This is a genomic window from Caulobacter sp. Root655 (assembly GCF_001427665.1).
GTDB lineage: Bacteria > Pseudomonadota > Alphaproteobacteria > Caulobacterales > Caulobacteraceae > Caulobacter.
Genome location: NZ_LMHC01000021.1, coordinates 270,103 through 289,425, shown reverse-complemented (window position 1 = coordinate 289,425; position 19,323 = coordinate 270,103). Strand labels below are relative to the sequence as shown.

General features: G+C 67.6%; 22 protein-coding genes. 13 read left to right on the top strand and 9 right to left on the bottom strand.

Going from position 1 to position 19,323, the window contains the following annotated elements; genetic code table 11:
• Positions 1 to 54: 54 nt before the first annotated feature.
• Positions 55 to 1,168 (top strand): peptide chain release factor 2 gene (prfB, locus tag ASD79_RS12785; protein ID WP_156400487.1). Its coding sequence is split into 2 segments (ribosomal slippage): positions 55 to 123 and positions 125 to 1,168, totalling 1,113 coding nucleotides; the frame shifts between segments, so codons are not numbered across the junction.
• Between the two features lie 53 nt (positions 1,169 to 1,221).
• On the opposite strand, the gene ASD79_RS12780 is transcribed toward prfB, so the two are convergent.
• The 4 genes from ASD79_RS12780 to tyrS form a co-directional block, all read right to left on the bottom strand.
• Complete coding sequence (locus tag ASD79_RS12780) at positions 1,222 to 1,722, bottom strand: polymer-forming cytoskeletal protein (RefSeq protein ID WP_056722175.1); 501 nt, start codon at positions 1,720 to 1,722, stop codon at positions 1,222 to 1,224.
• Positions 1,703 to 2,860, bottom strand: coding sequence for a peptidoglycan DD-metalloendopeptidase family protein (locus tag ASD79_RS12775; protein ID WP_056722173.1), 1,158 nt, complete (start codon positions 2,858 to 2,860; stop codon positions 1,703 to 1,705). The genes ASD79_RS12780 and ASD79_RS12775 overlap by 20 nt, the downstream gene beginning before the upstream one ends.
• A gap of 215 nt (positions 2,861 to 3,075) precedes the next feature.
• Complete coding sequence (locus tag ASD79_RS12770; protein WP_056722171.1) at positions 3,076 to 3,537, bottom strand: peroxiredoxin; 462 nt, start codon at positions 3,535 to 3,537, stop codon at positions 3,076 to 3,078.
• 139 nt (positions 3,538 to 3,676) lie between these two features.
• Entirely contained in the window at positions 3,677 to 4,936 is a 1,260-nt protein-coding gene (gene tyrS, locus ASD79_RS12765; protein WP_056722169.1) for a tyrosine--tRNA ligase, read from the bottom strand.
• Between the two features lie 286 nt (positions 4,937 to 5,222).
• On the opposite strand from tyrS, the gene ASD79_RS12760 reads away from it, so the two are divergent.
• Positions 5,223 to 6,341, top strand: a complete 1,119-nt coding sequence (locus tag ASD79_RS12760) for an anhydro-N-acetylmuramic acid kinase (protein WP_056722168.1) — start codon at positions 5,223 to 5,225, stop codon at positions 6,339 to 6,341.
• Between the two features lie 645 nt (positions 6,342 to 6,986).
• On the opposite strand, the gene ASD79_RS12755 is transcribed toward ASD79_RS12760, so the two are convergent.
• The 3 genes from ASD79_RS12755 to ASD79_RS12745 all read right to left on the bottom strand — a co-directional run bounded on the left by ASD79_RS12755 (position 6,987) and on the right by ASD79_RS12745 (position 9,520).
• Complete coding sequence (locus ASD79_RS12755) at positions 6,987 to 8,285, bottom strand: NAD(P)/FAD-dependent oxidoreductase (RefSeq protein ID WP_056722166.1); 1,299 nt, start codon at positions 8,283 to 8,285, stop codon at positions 6,987 to 6,989.
• Positions 8,286 to 8,366: 81 nt separating this feature from the next.
• Positions 8,367 to 8,771 carry a VOC family protein gene (locus ASD79_RS12750; protein WP_056722164.1) on the bottom strand — a complete coding sequence of 135 codons (405 nt, stop codon included), beginning with the start codon at positions 8,769 to 8,771 and terminating at the stop codon, positions 8,367 to 8,369.
• A 95-nt stretch (positions 8,772 to 8,866) separates the two neighbouring features.
• Complete coding sequence (locus ASD79_RS12745; RefSeq protein ID WP_007668804.1) at positions 8,867 to 9,520, bottom strand: alpha/beta hydrolase; 654 nt, start codon at positions 9,518 to 9,520, stop codon at positions 8,867 to 8,869.
• 205 nt (positions 9,521 to 9,725) lie between these two features.
• Here ASD79_RS12745 and ASD79_RS12740 point away from each other — a divergent pair, with 205 nt between their 5' ends.
• From ASD79_RS12740 to ASD79_RS12685, 11 genes are all read left to right on the top strand, one after another.
• Positions 9,726 to 10,208 (top strand): Rrf2 family transcriptional regulator, encoded by a 483-nt coding sequence (locus ASD79_RS12740; RefSeq protein ID WP_056722162.1) that lies wholly within the window; start codon positions 9,726 to 9,728, stop codon positions 10,206 to 10,208.
• Entirely contained in the window at positions 10,205 to 11,338 is a 1,134-nt protein-coding gene (locus ASD79_RS12735) for a cysteine desulfurase family protein (RefSeq protein ID WP_056722161.1), read from the top strand. The genes ASD79_RS12740 and ASD79_RS12735 overlap by 4 nt, the downstream gene beginning before the upstream one ends.
• Complete coding sequence (gene sufB / locus ASD79_RS12730; protein ID WP_056722159.1) at positions 11,338 to 12,807, top strand: Fe-S cluster assembly protein SufB; 1,470 nt, start codon at positions 11,338 to 11,340, stop codon at positions 12,805 to 12,807. The genes ASD79_RS12735 and sufB overlap by 1 nt, the downstream gene beginning before the upstream one ends.
• Positions 12,807 to 13,184, top strand: a complete 378-nt coding sequence (locus ASD79_RS12725; protein WP_235524436.1) for a VOC family protein — start codon at positions 12,807 to 12,809, stop codon at positions 13,182 to 13,184. The genes sufB and ASD79_RS12725 overlap by 1 nt, the downstream gene beginning before the upstream one ends.
• Positions 13,181 to 13,564, top strand: a complete 384-nt coding sequence (locus ASD79_RS12720) for a hypothetical protein (protein WP_056722157.1) — start codon at positions 13,181 to 13,183, stop codon at positions 13,562 to 13,564. The genes ASD79_RS12725 and ASD79_RS12720 overlap by 4 nt, the downstream gene beginning before the upstream one ends.
• A 280-nt stretch (positions 13,565 to 13,844) precedes the next feature.
• Positions 13,845 to 14,591 carry a Fe-S cluster assembly ATPase SufC gene (sufC, locus tag ASD79_RS12710; protein WP_056722153.1) on the top strand — a complete coding sequence of 249 codons (747 nt, stop codon included), beginning with the start codon at positions 13,845 to 13,847 and terminating at the stop codon, positions 14,589 to 14,591.
• A 145-nt stretch (positions 14,592 to 14,736) separates the two neighbouring features.
• Positions 14,737 to 15,768 carry a Fe-S cluster assembly protein SufD gene (sufD, locus tag ASD79_RS12705; protein WP_056722151.1) on the top strand — a complete coding sequence of 344 codons (1,032 nt, stop codon included), beginning with the start codon at positions 14,737 to 14,739 and terminating at the stop codon, positions 15,766 to 15,768.
• A complete protein-coding gene (locus ASD79_RS12700) occupies positions 15,768 to 16,994 on the top strand; it encodes an aminotransferase class V-fold PLP-dependent enzyme (RefSeq protein WP_056722148.1) in 1,227 nt (408 codons plus the stop codon). Before sufD ends, ASD79_RS12700 begins: the two co-directional genes overlap by 1 nt.
• A gap of 5 nt (positions 16,995 to 16,999) precedes the next feature.
• Complete coding sequence (locus tag ASD79_RS12695) at positions 17,000 to 17,356, top strand: SUF system Fe-S cluster assembly protein (protein WP_056722146.1); 357 nt, start codon at positions 17,000 to 17,002, stop codon at positions 17,354 to 17,356.
• Between the two features lie 5 nt (positions 17,357 to 17,361).
• Positions 17,362 to 17,763, top strand: a complete 402-nt coding sequence (locus ASD79_RS12690; protein WP_156400486.1) for an iron-sulfur cluster assembly accessory protein — start codon at positions 17,362 to 17,364, stop codon at positions 17,761 to 17,763.
• Positions 17,763 to 17,963, top strand: a complete 201-nt coding sequence (locus tag ASD79_RS12685) for a hypothetical protein (RefSeq protein WP_056722142.1) — start codon at positions 17,763 to 17,765, stop codon at positions 17,961 to 17,963. The genes ASD79_RS12690 and ASD79_RS12685 overlap by 1 nt, the downstream gene beginning before the upstream one ends.
• A gap of 200 nt (positions 17,964 to 18,163) precedes the next feature.
• Here the strand turns inward: ASD79_RS12685 and ASD79_RS12680 are convergent, their stop codons facing one another.
• Together ASD79_RS12680 and ASD79_RS12675 are read right to left on the bottom strand one after the other, a co-directional pair.
• The gene (locus ASD79_RS12680; protein WP_056722140.1) at positions 18,164 to 18,529 is read right to left on the bottom strand and encodes a hypothetical protein; all 366 of its coding nucleotides are present in this window, start codon (positions 18,527 to 18,529) and stop codon (positions 18,164 to 18,166) included.
• A gap of 4 nt (positions 18,530 to 18,533) precedes the next feature.
• Entirely contained in the window at positions 18,534 to 19,319 is a 786-nt protein-coding gene (locus ASD79_RS12675) for a 1-acyl-sn-glycerol-3-phosphate acyltransferase (RefSeq protein ID WP_056722138.1), read from the bottom strand.
• Positions 19,320 to 19,323: the final 4 nt, after the last annotated feature.

Sequence of the window (19,323 nt, the reverse complement as noted above, 5' to 3'; positions counted from 1 at the left end):
ACTCCGGGCGCGGGCTATGTCCCGCGCCCTTCAACACTGTCACGGAGCTACGTGATGAGACCGGATGTCGAGGCCTCAGCGGCTGACATCGAGCAGTCCGTAGGACTGCTCAGGAGGCGTCTTTGACTGGGATGTCGCCCTACGCAAACTGGATGAACTGAACGCCCGGGTCGAAGATCCGACCCTCTGGGACCGACCTTCCGAGGCCCAGGCGGTGTCGCGCGAACGCGCCGCCCTGGCCGCCCGCGTCGAAGCCGTGCAGGTCCTGGAAACCGGGCTGAAGGACGCCCTGGAATATGCCGAGCTGGCCGACATGGAGGGCGACGACGCCCTTCTGGAAGACGCTCGCGCCCAGCTCAAGGCGCTGAAGGAGACGGCCGGCCGCGCCGAGCTGGAGGCCTTGCTCTCGGGCGAGGCCGACGGCAACGACAGCTATGTCGAAATCAACTCCGGGGCCGGCGGCACCGAGTCCTGCGACTGGGCCGGTATGCTGCTGCGCATGTACAGCCGCTGGGCCAACGCCCACAAAATGACCGTCGAGCTGGTCGAAGAGACCGCGGGCGACCAGGTCGGCATCAAGTCGGCGACCTTGCTGATCAAGGGGACCAACGCCTATGGCTGGCTGAAGACCGAGGCCGGCGTCCACCGCCTGGTGCGCATCAGCCCCTATGACGCCGCCGCCAAGCGCCACACCAGCTTCGCCTCGGTCTGGGTCTATCCCGTGGTCGACGACACCATCGAGATCGACATCAACCCGTCCGACGTGCGGACCGACACCTACCGAGCCTCCGGCGCGGGCGGTCAGCACATCAACAAGACCGACTCGGCGGTGCGCCTGACGCACATCCCGACCGGCATCGCGGTGGCCTGCCAGGCCGGCCGTTCGCAGCACCAGAACCGCGAGGAAGCGTGGAAGATGCTGCGGGCCCGGCTCTACGAAGCCGAGCTGCAACGTCGCGAGGCCGCGCAGCAGGCGCTGGAGGACCAGAAGACCGACATCGGCTGGGGTCACCAGATCCGCAGCTACGTCCTGCAGCCCTACCAGATGGTCAAGGACCTGCGGACCAATGTCGAGACGTCCGACACCCAAGGCGTTCTGGACGGAGACCTGGACGAATTCATGGGCGCTTCCCTGGCCCAGCGAGTCGGGGCGACGCGGGACGCTTAGCGGGGCGTCCCTGAAAGCAAAACGCCCCGGAGCGATCCGGGGCGTCTTTTGTTTCAGCCGGCGGGCTTGGCTTCCAGGACCGGGGGAGCCGCCAGGGCTTGTTGCGGCGCCGGCGCCGGCGCCGACTGTGGCGGCGCGGCCGGACGCTGGAACTTCAGGCTGCGGCCCTGGAAGAAGGCCCCGGTTTCCATGGCCAGCTGCTCATGGGTGATATCGCCGTCGATATAGGCGGTGCCGTACAGGCGCACCTGCTTGGCGGTGAGCGCGCCGACCACGCGGCCGCGCACCTCGACCGCTTCGGCGTAGATCGAGCCTTCGACATGACCGGTCTCGCCGACCGTCAGGCGGCCGACACGGACATCGCCGCGCACCACGCCGTCGATCTGCAGTTCACCGTCGCCGGTGATGCCGCCTTCGATGGTGATGTCGGGGGAAACCAGGGAAGCCACTTTGGGCGGAGCCTTTCGAGCAGCCTCGGAGGAGGCGAGCTGTGACATGGGCAGCGGCTCGATACGGGCCGGTCCCTTGGACGCTTTAGCTTGCTTGCTGAACATACTCACCAGCCTTCAAGAAACGGTTCGGGTTCTGAGCCCGGCCGTTGACCCATACTTCGTAGTGCAGATGCGGACCGGTCGAGCGGCCCGTCGAGCCCATGGCTCCGACGCGCTGACCGATCGCCACGCGCTGGCCGACCTTGACCGAAGCGGCCTGCAGGTGGGCGTAGCGGGTCTTGAAACCGTTGCCGTGGTCGATCTCGACCACGTTGCCGTAGCCCGAGCGCACGCCGGTGAACGAGATGACGCCCGGGGCCGTGGCCATGATCGGCGTGTAGAAGGCGCCGGGGAAGTCGAGGCCCGAATGGAAGGCCGGGCGATGGGTGAAGGGGTCGAACCGCACGCCATAGCTGCTGCTCAGGGCCGGATTGGTGGTCGGCCGGTAGAAGGGCAGCTTCTGCGAGGCGGCGCTGAGGACGCGCATGTCCGACATGTCGTTGGCGGCGTGCTGGATGCGGCCGGCGAACTCTTCGTCGACGTCGAGGATAGCGGCCAGGGCGCGGGGGTCCTTGGCCTCGATCAGCGGGCCGCCCAGCGAACCGCCACCGCCGCCGCGCGTGAAGCCGCCGGCGTCGAGCCCGGCCATGCGCATGGCGGCGCGAAGGCGTTCGGCCCGGGTGTTGGCGAAGGTCTCGGCGGCGTCGATCAGGCGTTCCTGGTCCATCCGCGTGGCCTGGATGCGTTCGACCGGCGAGGCGCCCGGCAGGCGCGGCTTGGCGGTCTGCAGGGCCTGGGCGGCGCCGGGCACGCCCCGGAAGTCGCTGACCAGAAGGGCCAGGGCCGCGTGGCGCTTCTCGACCGAAGCGGCCAGTTCGTCCAGCGAGCCGCTGCTGGCCGACAGCTGGGCGACAGCGCTGTTCAGGCGCGCCTGGCGGTCGGCGTTGAGGCGCTCGTAATAGGCTTTCTGCTTGATGACCATCTGGTCGGTCGAGCTGACCGACAGGGCGCTGACCATCATCGCGGCGGTGCAGACGCCCATCCACAGGGCGGCGCCGGCGACGACCGTGGCGCACATCACCTGCTTTCCGGTCGAGAACACGTAACCACGCATCTCGCCGCCCGAACGCACGTAAAGATGGCGTTCCGGGAACAATTCTTCCAGGGATTGCCGCAGTCGCTTGAAGCGTGTGATCGCCATCGGCCTAGGAAACCCCCGTTTTCAAGGTCTCGGCGATATGCAACGAGAATGCGGAAACGCGCAAGACACTTCGCGCCGAGTAACGGCGCGTGGCTAGGCTTTCATCATCTGATTCAACCGGTAACGTGTTCTTTGCCCGCCCACCATCGCCTGAGCGTCTCAGTGTTGCGATAAACGCACGGCTGAGGCGCGAAAACCACACCACCTTGCCGCGCCTATTTCAGGGCCCGCGCCGCGGTCAGCACCGCCTTGATATGGTTGGGCACCTTCACCTTGCGCCAGGTCTGGCGGACCACGCCTTCGCGGTCGATCAGGAAGGTCGAGCGGTCGATGCCCATGTATTTGCGGCCATACATGCTCTTCTCGACCCAGGCGCCATAGGCCTCGACGATCTCGCCGGTCGCATCCGCGGCCAACTCCACCGTCAGGTCGTGCTTCTTGCGGAACTTGCCGTGCGAGATGGCGCTGTCCTTGGACACCCCGACGATCACCGCCCCGACCTTGGCGAATTCCTCGACCTCGGCCGAGAACTGCAGGGCTTCGGAGGTGCAGCCGGCGGTGTCGTCCTTGGGATAGAAGTAGAGCACGACGTTCTTGCCCTTCAGGCTCGAAAGGCTGACGCGGCCGGTGTCGGTGGCCAGGTCGAAGTCGGGGGCCTTGTCGCCGGGTTCAAGCATCTGTTTCTCTCCAACGTCCATTCTCAGCTGTCATCCCGGAAGCGCGTAGCGCTGTCCGGGACCCAGGGGCGGCTCCACCGCATCGGCCCAGTCACCTGGGTCCCGGACAGCCTCTGCGAGGCTTCCGGGATGACAACGGTTAGATAGGCTTCACCAGTACGATCTTCTTCTTGCCCGCCGCCAGCTTGACGACGCCGTCGATCAGTTCGGCCGAGGTCACGACGCGGTTGGCGTCGGGCTCGGCCTTGTCGTTGACCTTCAGGCCGCCGCCCTGAGCCAGGCGGCGAGCCTCGCCGCGCGAGGCGGCCAGGCCGGCGTCGGCGACTAGGTTGGCCAGTACAATCCCGGCGTCCAGGTCGGCGGCCGGAACCTCGAAGGTCGGCAGATCAACCGACAGCGCGCCTTGCTCGAAGGCCTTCTCGGCGGCGTCGCGGGCCTTGCGGGCTTCTTCCTCGCCATGCGCCATCCGCGTGGCCTCGTCGGCCAGCACTTTCTTGGCGTCGTTGATCTGGGCGCCGGGCAGGGCCTCGAGCCGGGTGATCTCGTCCAGCGGCAGGTCGGTGAACAGCTTGAGGAAACGGCCGACGTCGGCGTCCTCGGTGTTGCGCCAGAACTGCCAGTAGTCGTAGGGGCTCAGTTGCTCGGCGTTCAGCCAGACGGCGCCCGACATGGTCTTGCCCATCTTGGCGCCCGAGGCGGTGGCCAGCAGCGGGGTGGTCAGGCCGAAGGCGGCCTTCTGGTCGACCCGCCGGGTCAGCTCGACGCCGTTGAGGATGTTGCCCCACTGATCCGAGCCGCCCATCTGCAGCACGCAGCCGTGGGCGCGGTTCAGCTCCAGGAAGTCGACCGCCTGCATCAGCATGTAGTTGAATTCGAGGAAGGTCATCGGCTGTTCGCGCTCGAGCCGCAGCTTGACCGAGTCGAAGGCCAGCATCCGGTTGACCGTGAAGTGCACGCCGTAGTCGCGCAGGAACTGCACGTAGCCGAACTTGCTGAGCCAGACGTCGTTGTCGACCATGATGGCGTCGGTCGGCCCGTCGCCGAAGGTCAGGAACTTCGAAAAGACCTGCTTGATGCCGGCGATGTTGGCGGCGATGTCGGCGTCCGACAGCAGCTTGCGGCTCTCGTCCTTGCCGGTCGGGTCGCCCACCTTGGTGGTGCCGCCGCCCATCAGGACGATCGGTTTGTGGCCGGCCTGCTGCAGGCGGCGCAGCATCATGATCTGGATGAGGGACCCGACGTGCAGGCTGGGCGCGGTGGCGTCGAAGCCGATATAGGCGGTGACGATCCCGCCGGCCGCCGCGGCGTCCAGTTCGTCCGGATGGGTGATCTGGTGGATGTAGCCGCGCGCCTGCAGGGTCTGGAGGAATTCCGACTTGAAGGGCGTGGCGGCGGACATGGATCGACTCTCTGGCTTCGACTGTATTTCAGGCGTCCGCGCGTCTAGCACGGGCGGGGCGGGATGTGGCGAGGGTTTCATCGGCAAGTCTCCTGGCCAATCTTGAGGAAGATGGGGACCGGAGACGCTCGCTGAAGTCTGACGGCGTCGCCGGAGGGGGCGGGCGCGTCGACGTGATCGGTCGGCCTCCCGCTAGGACAGCGGGCGGTAATAGGCGCGGGCGATGAGGCGCGAGACGATCATGGGGCCTAGCTAGCCGCCGCGACCCGTGGCAGTCAACCAGACCATGCGTATCCTGGGATTCATGACCGGCACCTCGCTCGACGCGGTCGACATGGCGGTGCTCGAGACCGACGGCGAAGAGATCCAGGCCTTCGGCCCGGCCGGCGAGCGCAAGCTGCGCGAGGCGACCCGCGACCTGCTGCTGAGGGCCACCGACATCGCTCGGGCCTGGCCGCGCGGCGCGCCCGAGCCGGCGATCTTCGAGGAAGCCCGGCGGGCGGTCGCCAACGAGCACCTGCACGCCGCCGGGAGCTTCATCGCCGAACATGGCCTGGCCTGGGGCGACTTCGACCTGCTGGGCGTGCATGGCCAGACCGTGCTGCACGAGCGGCCGACCACAGAACGTGTCGGCCGGACGGTGCAACTGCTCGACGCCGAACGGCTGGCCCAGGCCTGCGGTCGGCCGGTGGCCTTCGACTTCCGCACCGCCGACGTGGCGGCCGGCGGGGAGGGGGCGCCGCTGGCCCCGGTCTATCACGCGGCCCGGGCCCGGGCCTGCGGCCTGCCGGCCCCGGTGGCGGCGCTGAACCTGGGTGGGGTGGCCAACGTCACCTTCGTCCGTCCCGACAGCGAGTTGCTGGCCTTCGACACCGGGCCTGCCAACGGCATGATCGACCTGGTGGTCCAGGCGCGCGGGGCCGGGCGGTTCGACGCGGGCGGGGCCCTGGCCAAGGCAGGGACGGTTGACCAGGCCGTGCTCGCCGCCCTGCTGGCGCGGCCCTATTTCGCGACCCGGCCGCCCAAGTCGCTGGACCGTTTCGACTTCCCGATCGAGAGCGTCGACGGCCTGTCGCTGGAGGACGCCGCCGCCACCCTGACGGCCTTCACCGTCGCCAGCGTGGCGCGGGCCTATGACTGGCTGCCGGCGGCCGAGCGACCGAAACAGCTGATCGTCGCCGGCGGCGGGCGGCACAACGGCCACATGATGCAGGGCCTTTCGCAGGCGTTGGCCGGGGTTTCCGAGGTGGTGTCGGCCGACGCCCTGGGCTGGCGCGGCGACGCCATCGAGGCCGAGGCCTTCGCCTTCCTGGCGGCCCGCACGGCGCGGGGGCTGCCGATCAGCTTTCCGGGGACGACAGGGGTGGCGAGTCCGATGATGGGGGGACGGATCGTTCGGCCTTAGCAAGGCAGTCTTCCCCCATAGGGGGAAGAGCCCTGTGCGCGCGGCTCCGCCCCCTCGCCGCTGACAGACCGCGAAGCGGTCAGGTGGGGGCAAGCGGGTGTGATCCCACGCCAAATCGGCTGTGAGCGGATCGGAGGAAAGGGTCGCGGAGCGCCGGACACCGTCCGGAGAACTTTGAATAAATACCGTTTCGACGAAGCCCAGTCGCTCCGCGCCATCGTTATCCGGAAGCGTGCGGCGCTGAGCCGTTGTTAGGGCCTCGCCGCCTTGAAGCCTCCGACGGGCGGGCCAGGTCAACGAAACCAGGTCCCGGACCGCGGGCGCGTAACGCCCGCCTGTTGCCAAGTCAGCCCTCACATCACGCCGTATCCGTGTTCCGCGCTCGGCCAGCACCAGAGACGTGAGGTGCGAAATCCTTGCAGATCCCGCCGCCGACAGAGCTTCCCGCTCGATCGCCCCCGCCGCCGCATCGGTCGCTGGCCATGCGCCCTTTCCCCGCGACGAGGTGAGATGAGCATACGGCGGGTTTTGAGGGGGAGGACGGGCGCGGCGCGGGTTGAGGGATTTCAGTGAGTTAGGCGCAAACAGCGCGCGAAGTTGGCCCCTTCTTGCGCCCTCTCCCCTTGGGAGAGGGCAACTTGACCCTCAGTGCAGCTTCAGCCGCCCCGCCACCCGCTGCTGCAGCAGCCGCGCCAGGGCCAGGACCACGGTCTTGGGCGTGCCGAGGATCGCCCGGTGATGGTCCAGGTGCAGCGAGATATAGGCCCACTTGGCGATCAGGCCCTCGACGAAGAAGTTGGGGCCGCCCAGGCCGCCCATCAGGGCCCCGACGCCCTTGTTCTCGCCCAGCGACACCAGCGAGCCGAAGTCGCGATAGACGAAGGGCGTCTCGACCCGCCGCTGACCCAGCCGGGCGATCAGCGTCTTGGCCAGGTAGCTGGCCTGCTGGTGGGCGGCCTGGGCGCGGGCCGGGATCAGCCGGCCTTCGGTCCCTCCATCCTTGTCGATCCAGGGACACCCGGCGCAGTCGCCCAGGGCCCAGACGTCGGGGGCGGAGGTCTCCAGCCGGTCGTTGACCACGAACTGGTTTGTCCGGTTGGTTTCCAGGCCATAGCCCGTGTTGGTCGCCGCGGCCTTCACCCCGGCGGCCCAGACGATCAGGTCGGCCGGCACGTCGCCGAGACTGGTCGCCAGCCGGTCGGCGTGGACGGCTGACACCTTGGCCCCGGTTCGGACCCGCACGCCCTTGCGCTCCAAAGCCACCGTGGCCTGGTCGGAGATCTTCTCGGGCAGGCCGCCGAGGATACGCGGGGCGGCCTCGACGATGGCGATGTCCAGGCGGAAGCGCTGCTCCGCCCCGATGCTGTCCAGCAGTTCGCGATGCGCCTCGATCAGTTCGGCCGACAGTTCGACCCCGGTGGCTCCGCCGCCGACGATGGCCACGCTCATCGTCTTCTCGGACGAGAACGAGGCCTTCATGAAGGCGGCCAGCAGGCGGGTGTGGAAGGCCTCGGCGTCCTCGGTGCGCTCCAGTAGGTGGGCCTGCTCGGCGCCGGGGGTGCCGAACAGGTTGGAGCCGCTGCCGATCGCCAGCACGCCCCAGGTGAAGGTCACGCCGCGTTCGTCGACCAGCACCCGGCCGCCTTCACCCAGAATCGGCTTGAGGGTCAGGCGCTTGGCGACGGGGTCGAAGGCGTCCAGTTCGCCCAGCAGGAAGCTGAAATGGTTGGAACGGCCGAGGATCGAATAGGACAGGCCCTCCTGGTGGACGTCCAGGGTGCCGGCGGCGACCTCGTGCAGGCTCGGTTTCCAGATGTGGTAGCTGGAGCGGTCGATCAGCAGCACCCGTTCCTTGCCGGCCTGGCGTCCCAGCTTGCGGCCCAGCCGCGCCGCCAGTTCCAGCCCGCCGGCTCCGCCGCCGACGATGACGATGTCGTAGTGCATGCCCGGCATACTTGGTCCCCTGGGCCAATAATTCCTCAGACGATGAATATATAGAATATATAGAGTGTCAGGTGGCCGTTGTCAGGCCAGGTTGAGCTGCCAGGAGACGCCGAACCGGTCGTTGACCCAGGCGAAGCGCCGGCTGAAGCCATAGTCGCCCAGCGGCATCAGTTCGGCGCCGCCGTCGCCGATGGCGGTGGCCAGGCGCGCGATTTCATCTTCCGACGCGCAGTCGACGAACAGGGACGTCGAGGGGGTGAAGTCGAAGGCGTGCTTCACGAAGCTGTCGGAACAGAAGATTTCCTGACCGCCGATCCTGAAGCGGGCCAGCACCACCGAGCCTTCGGGGCCCGGACCGCCAGGGCCGTGGCGCTTGACGTCGAGAACCTCGCTGTCGGGGAACAGCGAGACGTAGAAGGTCATCGCCGCTTCGGCCCGGCCATCCTGGAACATCAGGAACGGGCGTATGGTCTGGCTCACCGTCATCCTCCACGAACGCTGTTCGGGCAGAATGACGGTGAGTTGTCCAGGATCGCAAGTGCCTTGGTACCGGTAACCTGTGGTTACCTGGACGCTGGGGCCTAGGGAATCGGGGTCATCGCCAGGCGCTTGTCGAGATAGTCGCCGACGCTGCGTTCGACGCTGGGCAGGTGCTCAGCCCAGAAGTGGGTGGCCTTGTCGACGACCTCGTAGTCGATGACGATGCCCTTCTGGGTGCGCAGCTTGGAGACCACGCGCTCGACCTCGACCGGCGGCACGACGGTGTCGGCCGCGCCCGTCAGGATCAGGCCCGAGGCCGGGCAGGGGGCCAGGAAGCTGAAGTCGTACATGTTGGTCGGCGGCGACACCGAGATGAAGCCGTCGGTCTCCGGGCGGCGCATCAGCAACTGCATGCCGATATAGGCGCCGAAGCTGTAGCCGGCGACCCAGGTCTGGGCGGCGGCCGGGTTGTTGGACTGCAGCCAGTCCAGGGCCGTGGCCGCGTCGGCCAGTTCGCCGATGCCGGCGTCGAACTCGCCCTGGCTGCGGCCCACGCCGCGGAAGTTGAAGCGCAGGGTCGCGAAACCGCGCTTCATGAACAGGTGGTAGAGCTGCACCGAGACCGGATGGTTCATGTGCCCGCCCGCCTTGGGGTGCGGGTGCAGGATCAGGGCGATGGGCGCATTGTCGGTCTTGCCCGGCGAATAGCGGCCCTCGATACGGCCGGAGGCTCCGGTCAAAATCACGTCAGGCATACAAGGTCCCTATCCAAAAAGGGGCGCGGGGTCGGTTCCTTTCGGCCCCCAAAACGAAGGGGGCGGCGAAGGGAATACTTGACCACTGCGCTTGGTCTTCCTAAATCCGCAACGCGCGTCGTGACCAACCAGGCCCGGCGCGAAGTCGCGGCTTGTAACACACGCCTAAGCCTATGCGCGCGGAATCTGCAAGGAGGTAAGGCGCATGCGCCTGAGCACCAAGGGACGCTATGCGGTCATGGCCATGACCGATCTCGCGCGTCGCCAGGGCGAGGCCGAGGGCCGCGCCGTGGCCCTGGCCGAGATCGCCGCCCGCCAGCAAATCTCGCTGTCGTATCTCGAACAGCTCTTCGCCCGCCTGCGCCGCAAGGGCCTGGTGGTCAGCGCCCGCGGTCCGGGCGGCGGCTACCGCCTGGCCCGCGAGGCCCGCGACACCGCCATCGCCGACATCGTCCTGGCCGTGGACGAACCCCTGCGCGCCACGCGCTGCGGCCTGTCGAAGGCCGGCGTCGGCAAGGGCGCGCCCAAGGGCTGCATGGCCGGGGGCGCCCAGTGCCTGACCCATGACCTGTGGGAAGAGATGGGCCGCCAGATCCACGGCTACCTGGCCAGCGTGTCGGTCGCCGACGTCCTGGAGGGCAAGCTGTCGGGCAAGACCCGCACGACACGGGAGAAGGCGGCGGCGTGAGCAAGCCCACGGTCTATCTCGACTACAACGCCAGCGCGCCGCTCCGTCCCGAGGCGCGGGAAGCAATGCTGCGCGCCTTCGACCTGGGCGGTAATCCCTCGTCGGTGCACGCCAGCGGCCGGGCCGCGCGTGACCTGGTCGAGACCGCCCGCGCCCAGGTCGCGGCCCTGGTCGGCGTGGTGGCCGGTTCGGTCACCTTCGTCAGCGGCGGCACCGAGGCCAACGCCCTGGCCATCCAGAGCGCCGCCTTCGCCGGTTTCAACCGCATCATCGTCAGCGTCGGCGAGCACGACGCTGTCACCGCGACCGCCGCCGCCTCCGGCCTGCCGGTCGAGGTCTTGCCGATCGACGCCGAAGGCGTGGCCGACCTGGACTGGCTGCGCGAGGCGCTGTGCAAGCCGGGCCGGGCCCTGGTCTGCCTGATGCTGGCCAATAACGAGACCGGCGTCGTCCAGCCCGTCGCCGAGGCCAGCGCCCTGGTGCGCGACGCCGAGGGCTGGCTGCATGTCGACGCCGTGCAGGCGGCCGGCAAGATCGCCATCGACTTCACCGCCCTGGGCGCCGACACCATGGCGCTGTCGGCCCACAAGCTGGGCGGCCCGCAGGGCGTCGGCGCCCTGGTGGCCGGCACGCGCGCCACCCTGGTGCGCCAGCAGCACGGCGGCGGCCAGGAACGCGGCCGCCGGGCCGGCACCGAGAACGTCGCGGGCATCGCCGGGTTCGGCGCGGCGGCGCAAGCGGCCGCCTCCGACTTGCCCCTGATGGCCAATCAAGCGATATGGCGCGACGCCTTGGCCGAACGGATCAAGGCGGCTGGCGGCGTGACGCTCGGGGAGGGCGCTCGGCGCCTGCCTCAAACCCTCTGTCTGGCGGCCGAAGGCTTCGGCTCGCAGATCCAGGTGATGAACCTGGACCTGGCGGGCGTGATGGTCAGCGCCGGCAGCGCCTGCTCTTCGGGCAAGGTCAAGGCCAGCCGCGTGGTGGAAGCCATGGGCCGGTCCGACCTCGCCCCCTTCGCCCTGCGGGTCAGCGGCGGCTGGGCGAGCACGGAGCAAGACTGGATTTCCTGCGGCGACGCCTGGCTCGCCGCCTATTCGCGTATCGGCGCCCGTCGCCGGGAGGTGGCGTAATGGCCGCGGTCAAACAGACCATTGATACCGTCGCGGCGCTCGAGAAGTACGAGCACGGCTTTACGTCGGACATCGACCAGGAGTTCGCCCCCAAGGGCCTCTCCGAGGACATCGTGCGCTTCATCTCGGCCAAGAAGGAAGAGCCGCAGTGGATGCTCGACTGGCGGCTGGAGGCCTATCGCCGCTGGCTGGAGCTGGAAGAACCGGTCTGGGCCAATGTCACCCATCCGCCGATCGACTACCAGGACAGCTACTATTACGCCGCGCCCAAGGAGAAGGCCGGGATCGCCAGCCTCGACGAGGTGGATCCCGAGATCCTGGCCGTCTACGCCAAGCTGGGCATCCCGCTGAAGGAGCAGGAAGTCCTGGCCGGCGTGGTCGGCGCGCCGCGCTATGCCGTGGACGCGGTGTTCGACAGCGTCAGTGTCGTCACCACCTTCAAGAAGGAGCTGGCGGCGGTCGGGGTGATCTTCTGCTCGATGAGCGAGGCGATCCGCGAGCATCCCGAGCTGGTCAAGCAGTACCTCGGCTCGGTGGTGCCCACGTCGGACAACTATTTCGCCTGCCTCAACAGCGCGGTCTTCAGCGACGGCTCGTTCGTCTACATCCCGCCGGGCGTGCGCTGTCCGATGGAGCTGTCGACCTATTTCCGCATCAACGCCAAGGATAGCGGCCAGTTCGAGCGGACCTTGATCATCGCCGACAAGGGCGCCTATTGCTCCTATCTCGAGGGCTGCACGGCCCCGATGCGCGACGAGAACCAGCTGCACGCCGCCGTGGTCGAGCTGGTGCTGCTCGAAGACGCCGAGATCAAGTATTCCACCGTCCAGAACTGGTATCCGGGCGATCCGGAAACCGGCAAGGGCGGCATCTACAACTTCGTCACCAAGCGCGCCGACTGCCGCGGCGACCGCAGCAAGGTGTCGTGGACCCAGGTCGAGACCGGTTCGGCCATCACCTGGAAATATCCGTCCTGCGTGCTGCGTGGCGAGGGCTCGTCGGGCGAGTTCTATTCGATCGCCGTGACCAACGGCCACCAGCAGGCCGACACCGGCACCAAGATGATCCACCTGGGGGCCAACACCCGCTCGCGGATCGTCGCCAAGGGCATCAGCGCCGGCAAGTCGACCAGCACCTATCGCGGCCTGGTCAGCGCCCACCCCAAGGCCAAGGGCGCGCGCAACTTCACCCAGTGCGACTCCTTGCTGATCGGCAAGACCTGCGCGGCCCACACCGTGCCCTATATCGAGGCCCGCAACGGCCAGTCGGTGTTCGAGCACGAGGCCACCACCACCCGCCTGTCGGACGACCAGCTGTTCTACGTGATGCAGCGCGGGCTTTCGCAGGAGGAGGCCGTGGCCCTGCTGGTCAACGGCTTCGTCAAGGACGTGCTGCAGCAATTGCCGATGGAATTCGCGGTGGAGGCTCAGAAGCTGGTGGCGATCTCGCTGGAAGGGAGCGTCGGCTGATGCTGCTGGCGATCGACCACGTCCAGTTGGCCATGCCGGCCGGCGGTGAAGCCGCCGCGCGCGGCTTCTATGGCGACGTGCTCGGTCTGCCGGAAACGCCGAAGCCGCCGCACCTGGCCAAGCGCGGCGGTTGCTGGTTCGAGAACGATGCGCTGAAGATCCACCTCGGCGTCGAGGCCGACTTCCGCCCGGCCCGCAAGGCGCATCCGGGACTGCTGGTCTCGGAGCTGGACGCCTTGAAGGCGCGGCTGGTCGAGGCCGGCTATGCGCTGAAGGACGACGAGCCGCTGGAAGGCTACGACCGCGTCTATGTCGACGATCCGTTCGGCAACCGGATCGAGCTGCTGGAGCTGCTGGCTGGCGGGGAGGGCGCATGAGCACGATCACCCTCTACCGCCCCGTCGGTACGGAAGAGCTGAAGCTGATCGAGGCGTCCGGCTGGAAAGCCTTCCCGCCGCGCCTGCCCGAGCAACCGATCTTCTATCCGGTGACCAACGAGGCCTACGCCGCCCAGATCGCCCGCGACTGGAACGCCGTGCACAACGACGACAAGCGCGGCTATGTCACGCGTTTTGCGGTCTCGGCGAGCTTCCTGGCGGGCTTCGACAAGAAGGTCGTCGGCAGTCGTGAGCACGAGGAATACTGGATCCCAGCCGAGGATTTGCCGCTGTTCAACGCCGCTATCGAAGGCCAGATCGAAGTCGTCGAAACCGTCGTCGGCGACGCCGCGACTTCGTCGGAAGGGAGCACGAGGTGATCGCCGCCAGGCCAATATCGCCGACCATCGGACTTTTGGGCGCGGTTTTTTGCAGCATGGCCATCGCCGTCGAGTTCGCGTTGGGCTTCCACGTTCGGGGCCTCTCGCTGAATTTGATCCTTGGCCTGAGCTGGTTGCTCGTCGTCGCGTTCGCGCTTCTTAGCTATCGGGCGCGCGGACTTTCAGTGCTGCTAAGCGCCCCAGTCGCCACCTACATCCTCACAAGCTCGTCGCTGCAACTCGCCGTGGCCTGCTCTCTAAATTCTCAGAGTTGCCCATAATGCTCTCCATCCAAAACCTCCACGCCAATGTCGGCGACAAACCCATCCTCAAGGGCGTGACGCTCGACGTGCCGGCCGGGCAGGTGCACGCCATCATGGGGCCGAACGGGGCGGGCAAGTCGACCTTGTCCTACGTGCTGACCGGCCGTGGCGGCTACGAGGTCACCGAGGGCTCGGCGAGCCTGAACGGCGAGGACCTGCTGGCCCTGGAGCCCAACGAGCGGGCCGCCAAGGGCGTGTTCCTGTCGTTCCAGTATCCGCTGGAAATTCCGGGGGTTCCGGCCCTGACCTTCATCCGCACCGCTCTCAACGCTCAGCGCCGGGCGCGCGGCGAGGACGAGATCGCCGCCCCGGCCTTCCTGAAGCTGGCCAAGGAGAAGGCCGCGGCCTTGAAGATCGACTTCGAGATGCTCAAGCGCGGCCTGAACGTCGGCTTCTCGGGCGGCGAGAAGAAGCGGATGGAAATTCTTCAAATGGCGATGCTTTCGCCCAAGTTTCTGATCCTCGACGAGACGGACTCGGGCCTGGACATCGACGCCCTGAAGATCGTCTCCGAAGGCGTCAACGCCCTGCGCGCCCCCGATCGCGGCATGCTGGTCATCACCCACTACCAGCGCCTGCTCGACTACATCAAACCCGACCGCGTCCACGTACTGGCCGCCGGCCGCATCGTCGCCTCGGGCGGCCCGGAGCTGGCGCATCAGCTCGAGGCCGAGGGCTACGACAAGTACACGGTGGCGGCGTGATGGCGGTCGCATGGCATAGGTCCTCCCCCTGTGGGGGAGGCGATCGCGAAGCGATCGGTGGGGGGAGTTTGCTGAACCTGCCGAATACGCCCCCCTCCGTCGTCGCTGCGCGCCGACACCTCCCCCAGAGGGGGAGGACTTTCGCATGACCCTCGCCCTGGCCCTCAAAACCGGCGACCTGACCCAACTCCCGTCGCGCCGCGACGAGGACTGGCGCTGGACCGACCTGCGCGGGCTGGTCCGCCAGTTGCCGCCGGCCTCGCCGGCCTTTGAGGGCGCGGTCGCCGCCGGTCCGTTCGAAGCCCTGGCCGCCGACACCATCCTGTTCGTCAACGGCCGCCAGCGCCACGCCGCCGCCAGCGGCGCGGGCGACGTGGTGGCGCTGCGCTTCGTCTCCGCCACCGAAGGCTCGGGCCACGCCGCCGCCTACGCCATCGTGGTCGATCCGGGCTCGACCCTGGTCCTGCTGGAAAGCCACGAGGGCCATGCGGCCGGCTACATGTCGGACGTCACCCTCGACATCGCGGTGGGCGAGGGCGCCCGCGTCGAGCGCATCGTGCTGGTCGACGACCACGCCGAGGCCATCGACATCGTCACCGCCGAGGTCGACCTGGCCCCCGGCGCGACCTATGCCCAGACCGTCCTGACCTCGGGCGCCCGTCGCCAGCGGATCGAGACGCGGGTCAACCATCCCGGCGCCCACGCCAATGTGCGGCTCGACGGCGTCTATGTCCTCGACCATCAGCGCCACGCCGACCAGACCACGGTCGTCACCCACGGCGGCGTCGACGGCGTCACCGGCCAACTGACCAAGGGCGTGGTCACCGACCAGGCGCGCGGCGTGTTCCAGGGCCGGATCATCGTCCAGCCCGGCGCCGATCAGACCGACGCCCGCATGGGCCACCACGCCCTGATCCTGTCGGACAAGGCCGAGGTCGACGCCAAGCCCGAATTGCTGATCTTCGCCGACGACGTCGCCTGCGCCCACGGCAACACCATCGGGGCCCTGGATGACGAGGCGATCTTCTACGCCCGCCAGCGGGGCATTCCGGAGGCCGAGGCCCGCGCCATGCTGACCCAGGCGTTCCTGGGCGAGGTGGTCGAGCGCATCGAACACGACGGCGCCCGCGCCATCGCCGTGGCCTGGGTGGCCCAGCGGCTGGGGAGGGCGGAATAGTGGCTTTCGACGCCCCCTTCGACATCGACGCCATCCGCGCCCAATTCCCGATCCTGGCCCGCCAGGTGAACGGCAAGCCGCTGGTCTATCTGGACAGCGCCGCCAGCGCCCAGAAACCGGACGCGGTGCTGGACGCCATGACCAGCCTGGCGCGCACCAGCTACGCCAACGTCCATCGTGGCCTGCACACGCTGGCCAACGAAACGACGCAGGCCTATGAAGATGCTCGGGAAACCGTGGCGCGCTTCATCAATGCCGAGCCGTCGGAAATCATCTGGACCAAGAGCGCCACCGAGGGCGTCAACCTGGTCGCCGACACCTTCGGCCGGTCGCTGAAGGCCGGCGACGAGATCGTGCTGTCGGTGATGGAGCACCACGCCAACATCGTGCCGTGGCACTTCCTGCGCGAACGCTACGGCGTGGTGCTGAGGTTCGTTCCCGTCACCGACGACGGCCGCCTCGACATGGAGGCCTTCGAGGGCCTGCTGAACGAACGCACGAAGATGGTGGCCATCAGCCACATGTCGAACGTGCTGGGCACCATCAACGACGCCGCGCAGATCGTCCGCCTGGCCCACGCGGCCGGGGCGCCGGTGCTGCTCGACGGCTGCCAGGCCATTGTCCACTCCAAGGTCGACGTGAAGGCGCTGGACGTCGATTTCTACGTGTTCTCCGGCCACAAGCTGTACGGCCCGACCGGCATCGGCGTGCTCTACGGCAAGGCCGAGCGCCTGGCCGCCCTGCCGCCCTACCAGGGCGGCGGCGAGATGATCGGCCACGTGACCCTGGAAGGCGTCACCTATGCCGACCCGCCGCACCGCTTCGAGGCCGGCACCCCGGCCATCCTCGAGGCCGTCGGCCTGGGTGCGGCGATCGACTGGCTGGGAACCCTGGACCGCGACGCGGCCCTGGCCCACGAGCACGCGCTCTACCAGCGGGTGGTCGATCAACTGGCCGGCGTCAACGGCGTGCGGATTCTCGGCACGGCGCCGGGCAAGGGGGCGGTGCTGACCTTCGTGGTCGAGGGCGCCCACCCCCATGACGTGGCCCAGGTGCTCGACCGCTACGGCGTCGCCGTGCGAGCCGGCACCCACTGCGCCGAGCCGCTGATGAAAAGGTTCGGCCTCACCGCGAGCGCCCGCGCTTCCTTCGCCCTATATAACACCGAGGCCGAGGCCGACGCGTTCGTGAGCGCGCTGGCCAAGGCCCGCAGTTTCTTCAGTTGAGCCCCATGACCGATCAGATCGCCCCCGTCACCGTTTCCGCCCTGCCGCAAGCCGAGCTGGATCGCCTGACCGACCAACTGGTCGAGAAGCTGAAGACGGTGTTCGACCCGGAAATCCCGGTCGACATCTACGAACTCGGCCTGATCTACAAGGTGGACGTGTCCGACGAGAAGGACGTGGCCATCGACATGACCCTGACCGCCCCGGGCTGCCCGGTGGCCGGCGAGATGCCCGGCTGGGTGCGCGACGCGGTCATGGAGCTGGAAGGCATCAGGTCGTGCCATGTCGACCTGGTCTTCGAGCCGCCGTGGGATCCCTCGCGGATGAGCGATGAGGCCAAGCTGCAACTGAACATGTTCTGATTGGTTTGAAGCCCATGGAAGCCGCCGTCACCGCCCGTCCGCGCCGCCCGCGCCCCAAGGTCGTCACCCTGACCCCGGCCGCCGCCGCGCGGGTCAAGGAGATCATGGACCGGGCCGATAAGCCCTATGCCGGCCTGCGCGTGGGCGTGAAGAACGGCGGCTGCGCGGGGTCGGAGTACGTCTTCGAATACGCCGCCGAGAAGGGGCCGATCGACGAGGTGGTCGAGGATCAGGGCGTCACCATCCTGATCGACCCCAAGGCGGTGCTGTTCCTGATCGGCACCACGATCGACTACGAGACCACCAAGCTGTCGTCGAAGTTCGTGTTCAACAACCCCAACGAAACCGACGCCTGCGGCTGCGGCGAGAGCGTCACCATCCAGCCGGCGCCCGAGGCGCTGGACTGATGCTGACCCGGACGCCGTCCTGCGTGGAATGCGGCCTGGCCTGGGGCGCGCCGGCGTTCCGCCACGAGGATCATGCCCCGTTGTATTGGTCGGACCAGGGCCTCCTGTGCTCGACCGGCTGCGCCACGAAGCATTTCGACCAGCGCCGGGAGGATGGGACGTTCGTTCCCGTGCCGGCGGACTGCCCGGTCGACGTGTAAAACCAAGGTGAGGCCAATCAATCTGGCTGCCCGGACAGGTCAGGCACCGGCCGTCCCCTACAGGATGGCGATGATCGCTCCCGTGATGACGAGCACGGCTAAGACTGTGCCTATCGAGGCGAGACCACGGATTTCATCAAACGCAAGGCCTACCGGACGTCTATCGCCATTCCGTTGGATTGCCGGATTGACGTTGGGGCCTAGATCCAGCTGCCGGTAACTTCCATGGTCGCGAATAAGGCGATGAGCAACGTCGCCGGGACCTGAATTGCAGCAAAAGCCGCCGTCGGAATTCTGAAGCCCTTTGCGAACACTATGATCGCAATACCTAAAACGATGCTGCTAAGGAAGAAGACGCCCAGCGCATTGACCATCCATAACGGACGACTTTTCGTGGCTGGTTCTACCCAAAAAATGGCACCCCATGTTGCACAGACGAGGAGCGGGATGGGGAGCGCCATAAGGATCAAGCTGTGCCGAAACGTCGCGCCAACTCGTTGGGCAAGCCACATGAAGGCCGCAGTGAGCAAGGCCTCGATGGCGAGCAGCGTTATGATGACCTGCAATGGATTAAGCCGCCTTTGCTGACATAGGTGCCACGTTCTTGCGCCCGTTCCACTCCACCAGCACCGATGGCTTGACCGGTTCCCCACGCGCCTGGGCGATCAGTTCGTTGGTCCGGGTCTCGATGACCGCTTCCATCTTCGCCATGAACTCGGCCTTCGACAGCCCCGGCGGGATGGCCGGCAGGAACTCGACCGTGGCCTGGCCGGCGGTCTTGGCCTTTTCCGTCTGTTTCCAGAAGCAGCCCAGGTTTGTCGCCACCGGCACCACCGGCAGGTTGAAGTCCTGGCTCATGTGGTAGACGCCGGCGCGGTAGCGGAACCGCTCGCCCGGCGCGGCCAGGTGGCCCTCGGGATAGATCAGGATGCGGCGGCCCTCGGCGGCGACCTGGGCGGCGCTTTGCGACAGCGCCTTGCGGGCTTCCGGCCCACCGCAGCTGTCGACGACGATGGCCCCGAACTTCCTGAGGATCGCCCCGACCAGCGGGAAGCGCTCCAGGTGGTCGCCGGTGACGAACGACAGGTTCTCGACATTGGCGAACATCACGAAGCCGTCGCCCCAGCTGTGGTGCTTGGCGGCGATGATGAAGGCGCCGTCGGGCAGGTTCTCCTGGCCTTTCAGATCGATCTTCACGCCGGCGAAGGTCCGCAGCGCCCACAGCATCCGCTGGCTGTAGAGTCGCAGGGCGAAGGCGATCGGCCGGCGGCCGGGGAGCAGGGCGGAGAGGGCGGCCGACAGGCCGTAGAAGATCGACAGAACCCAGTAGTAGGCGTTGAACAGCGCACTGCGCATGGTT

Coding starts and splice junctions, on each gene's coding strand:
- ASD79_RS12780 (WP_056722175.1), bottom strand. CDS start 1,722: ATGTTCAGCAAGCAAGCTAAAGCGTCCAAGGGACCGGCCCGTATCGAG.
- ASD79_RS12775 (WP_056722173.1), bottom strand. CDS start 2,860: ATGGCGATCACACGCTTCAAGCGACTGCGGCAATCCCTGGAAGAATTG.
- ASD79_RS12770 (WP_056722171.1), bottom strand. CDS start 3,537: ATGCTTGAACCCGGCGACAAGGCCCCCGACTTCGACCTGGCCACCGAC.
- tyrS (WP_056722169.1), bottom strand. CDS start 4,936: ATGTCCGCCGCCACGCCCTTCAAGTCGGAATTCCTCCAGACCCTGCAG.
- ASD79_RS12760 (WP_056722168.1), top strand. CDS start 5,223: ATGCGTATCCTGGGATTCATGACCGGCACCTCGCTCGACGCGGTCGAC.
- ASD79_RS12755 (WP_056722166.1), bottom strand. CDS start 8,285: ATGCACTACGACATCGTCATCGTCGGCGGCGGAGCCGGCGGGCTGGAA.
- ASD79_RS12750 (WP_056722164.1), bottom strand. CDS start 8,771: ATGACGGTGAGCCAGACCATACGCCCGTTCCTGATGTTCCAGGATGGC.
- ASD79_RS12745 (WP_007668804.1), bottom strand. CDS start 9,520: ATGCCTGACGTGATTTTGACCGGAGCCTCCGGCCGTATCGAGGGCCGC.
- ASD79_RS12740 (WP_056722162.1), top strand. CDS start 9,726: ATGCGCCTGAGCACCAAGGGACGCTATGCGGTCATGGCCATGACCGAT.
- sufB (WP_056722159.1), top strand. CDS start 11,338: ATGGCCGCGGTCAAACAGACCATTGATACCGTCGCGGCGCTCGAGAAG.
- ASD79_RS12725 (WP_235524436.1), top strand. CDS start 12,807: ATGCTGCTGGCGATCGACCACGTCCAGTTGGCCATGCCGGCCGGCGGT.
- ASD79_RS12720 (WP_056722157.1), top strand. CDS start 13,181: ATGAGCACGATCACCCTCTACCGCCCCGTCGGTACGGAAGAGCTGAAG.
- sufC (WP_056722153.1), top strand. CDS start 13,845: ATGCTCTCCATCCAAAACCTCCACGCCAATGTCGGCGACAAACCCATC.
- sufD (WP_056722151.1), top strand. CDS start 14,737: ATGACCCTCGCCCTGGCCCTCAAAACCGGCGACCTGACCCAACTCCCG.
- ASD79_RS12695 (WP_056722146.1), top strand. CDS start 17,000: ATGACCGATCAGATCGCCCCCGTCACCGTTTCCGCCCTGCCGCAAGCC.
- ASD79_RS12685 (WP_056722142.1), top strand. CDS start 17,763: ATGCTGACCCGGACGCCGTCCTGCGTGGAATGCGGCCTGGCCTGGGGC.
- ASD79_RS12675 (WP_056722138.1), bottom strand. CDS start 19,319: ATGCGCAGTGCGCTGTTCAACGCCTACTACTGGGTTCTGTCGATCTTC.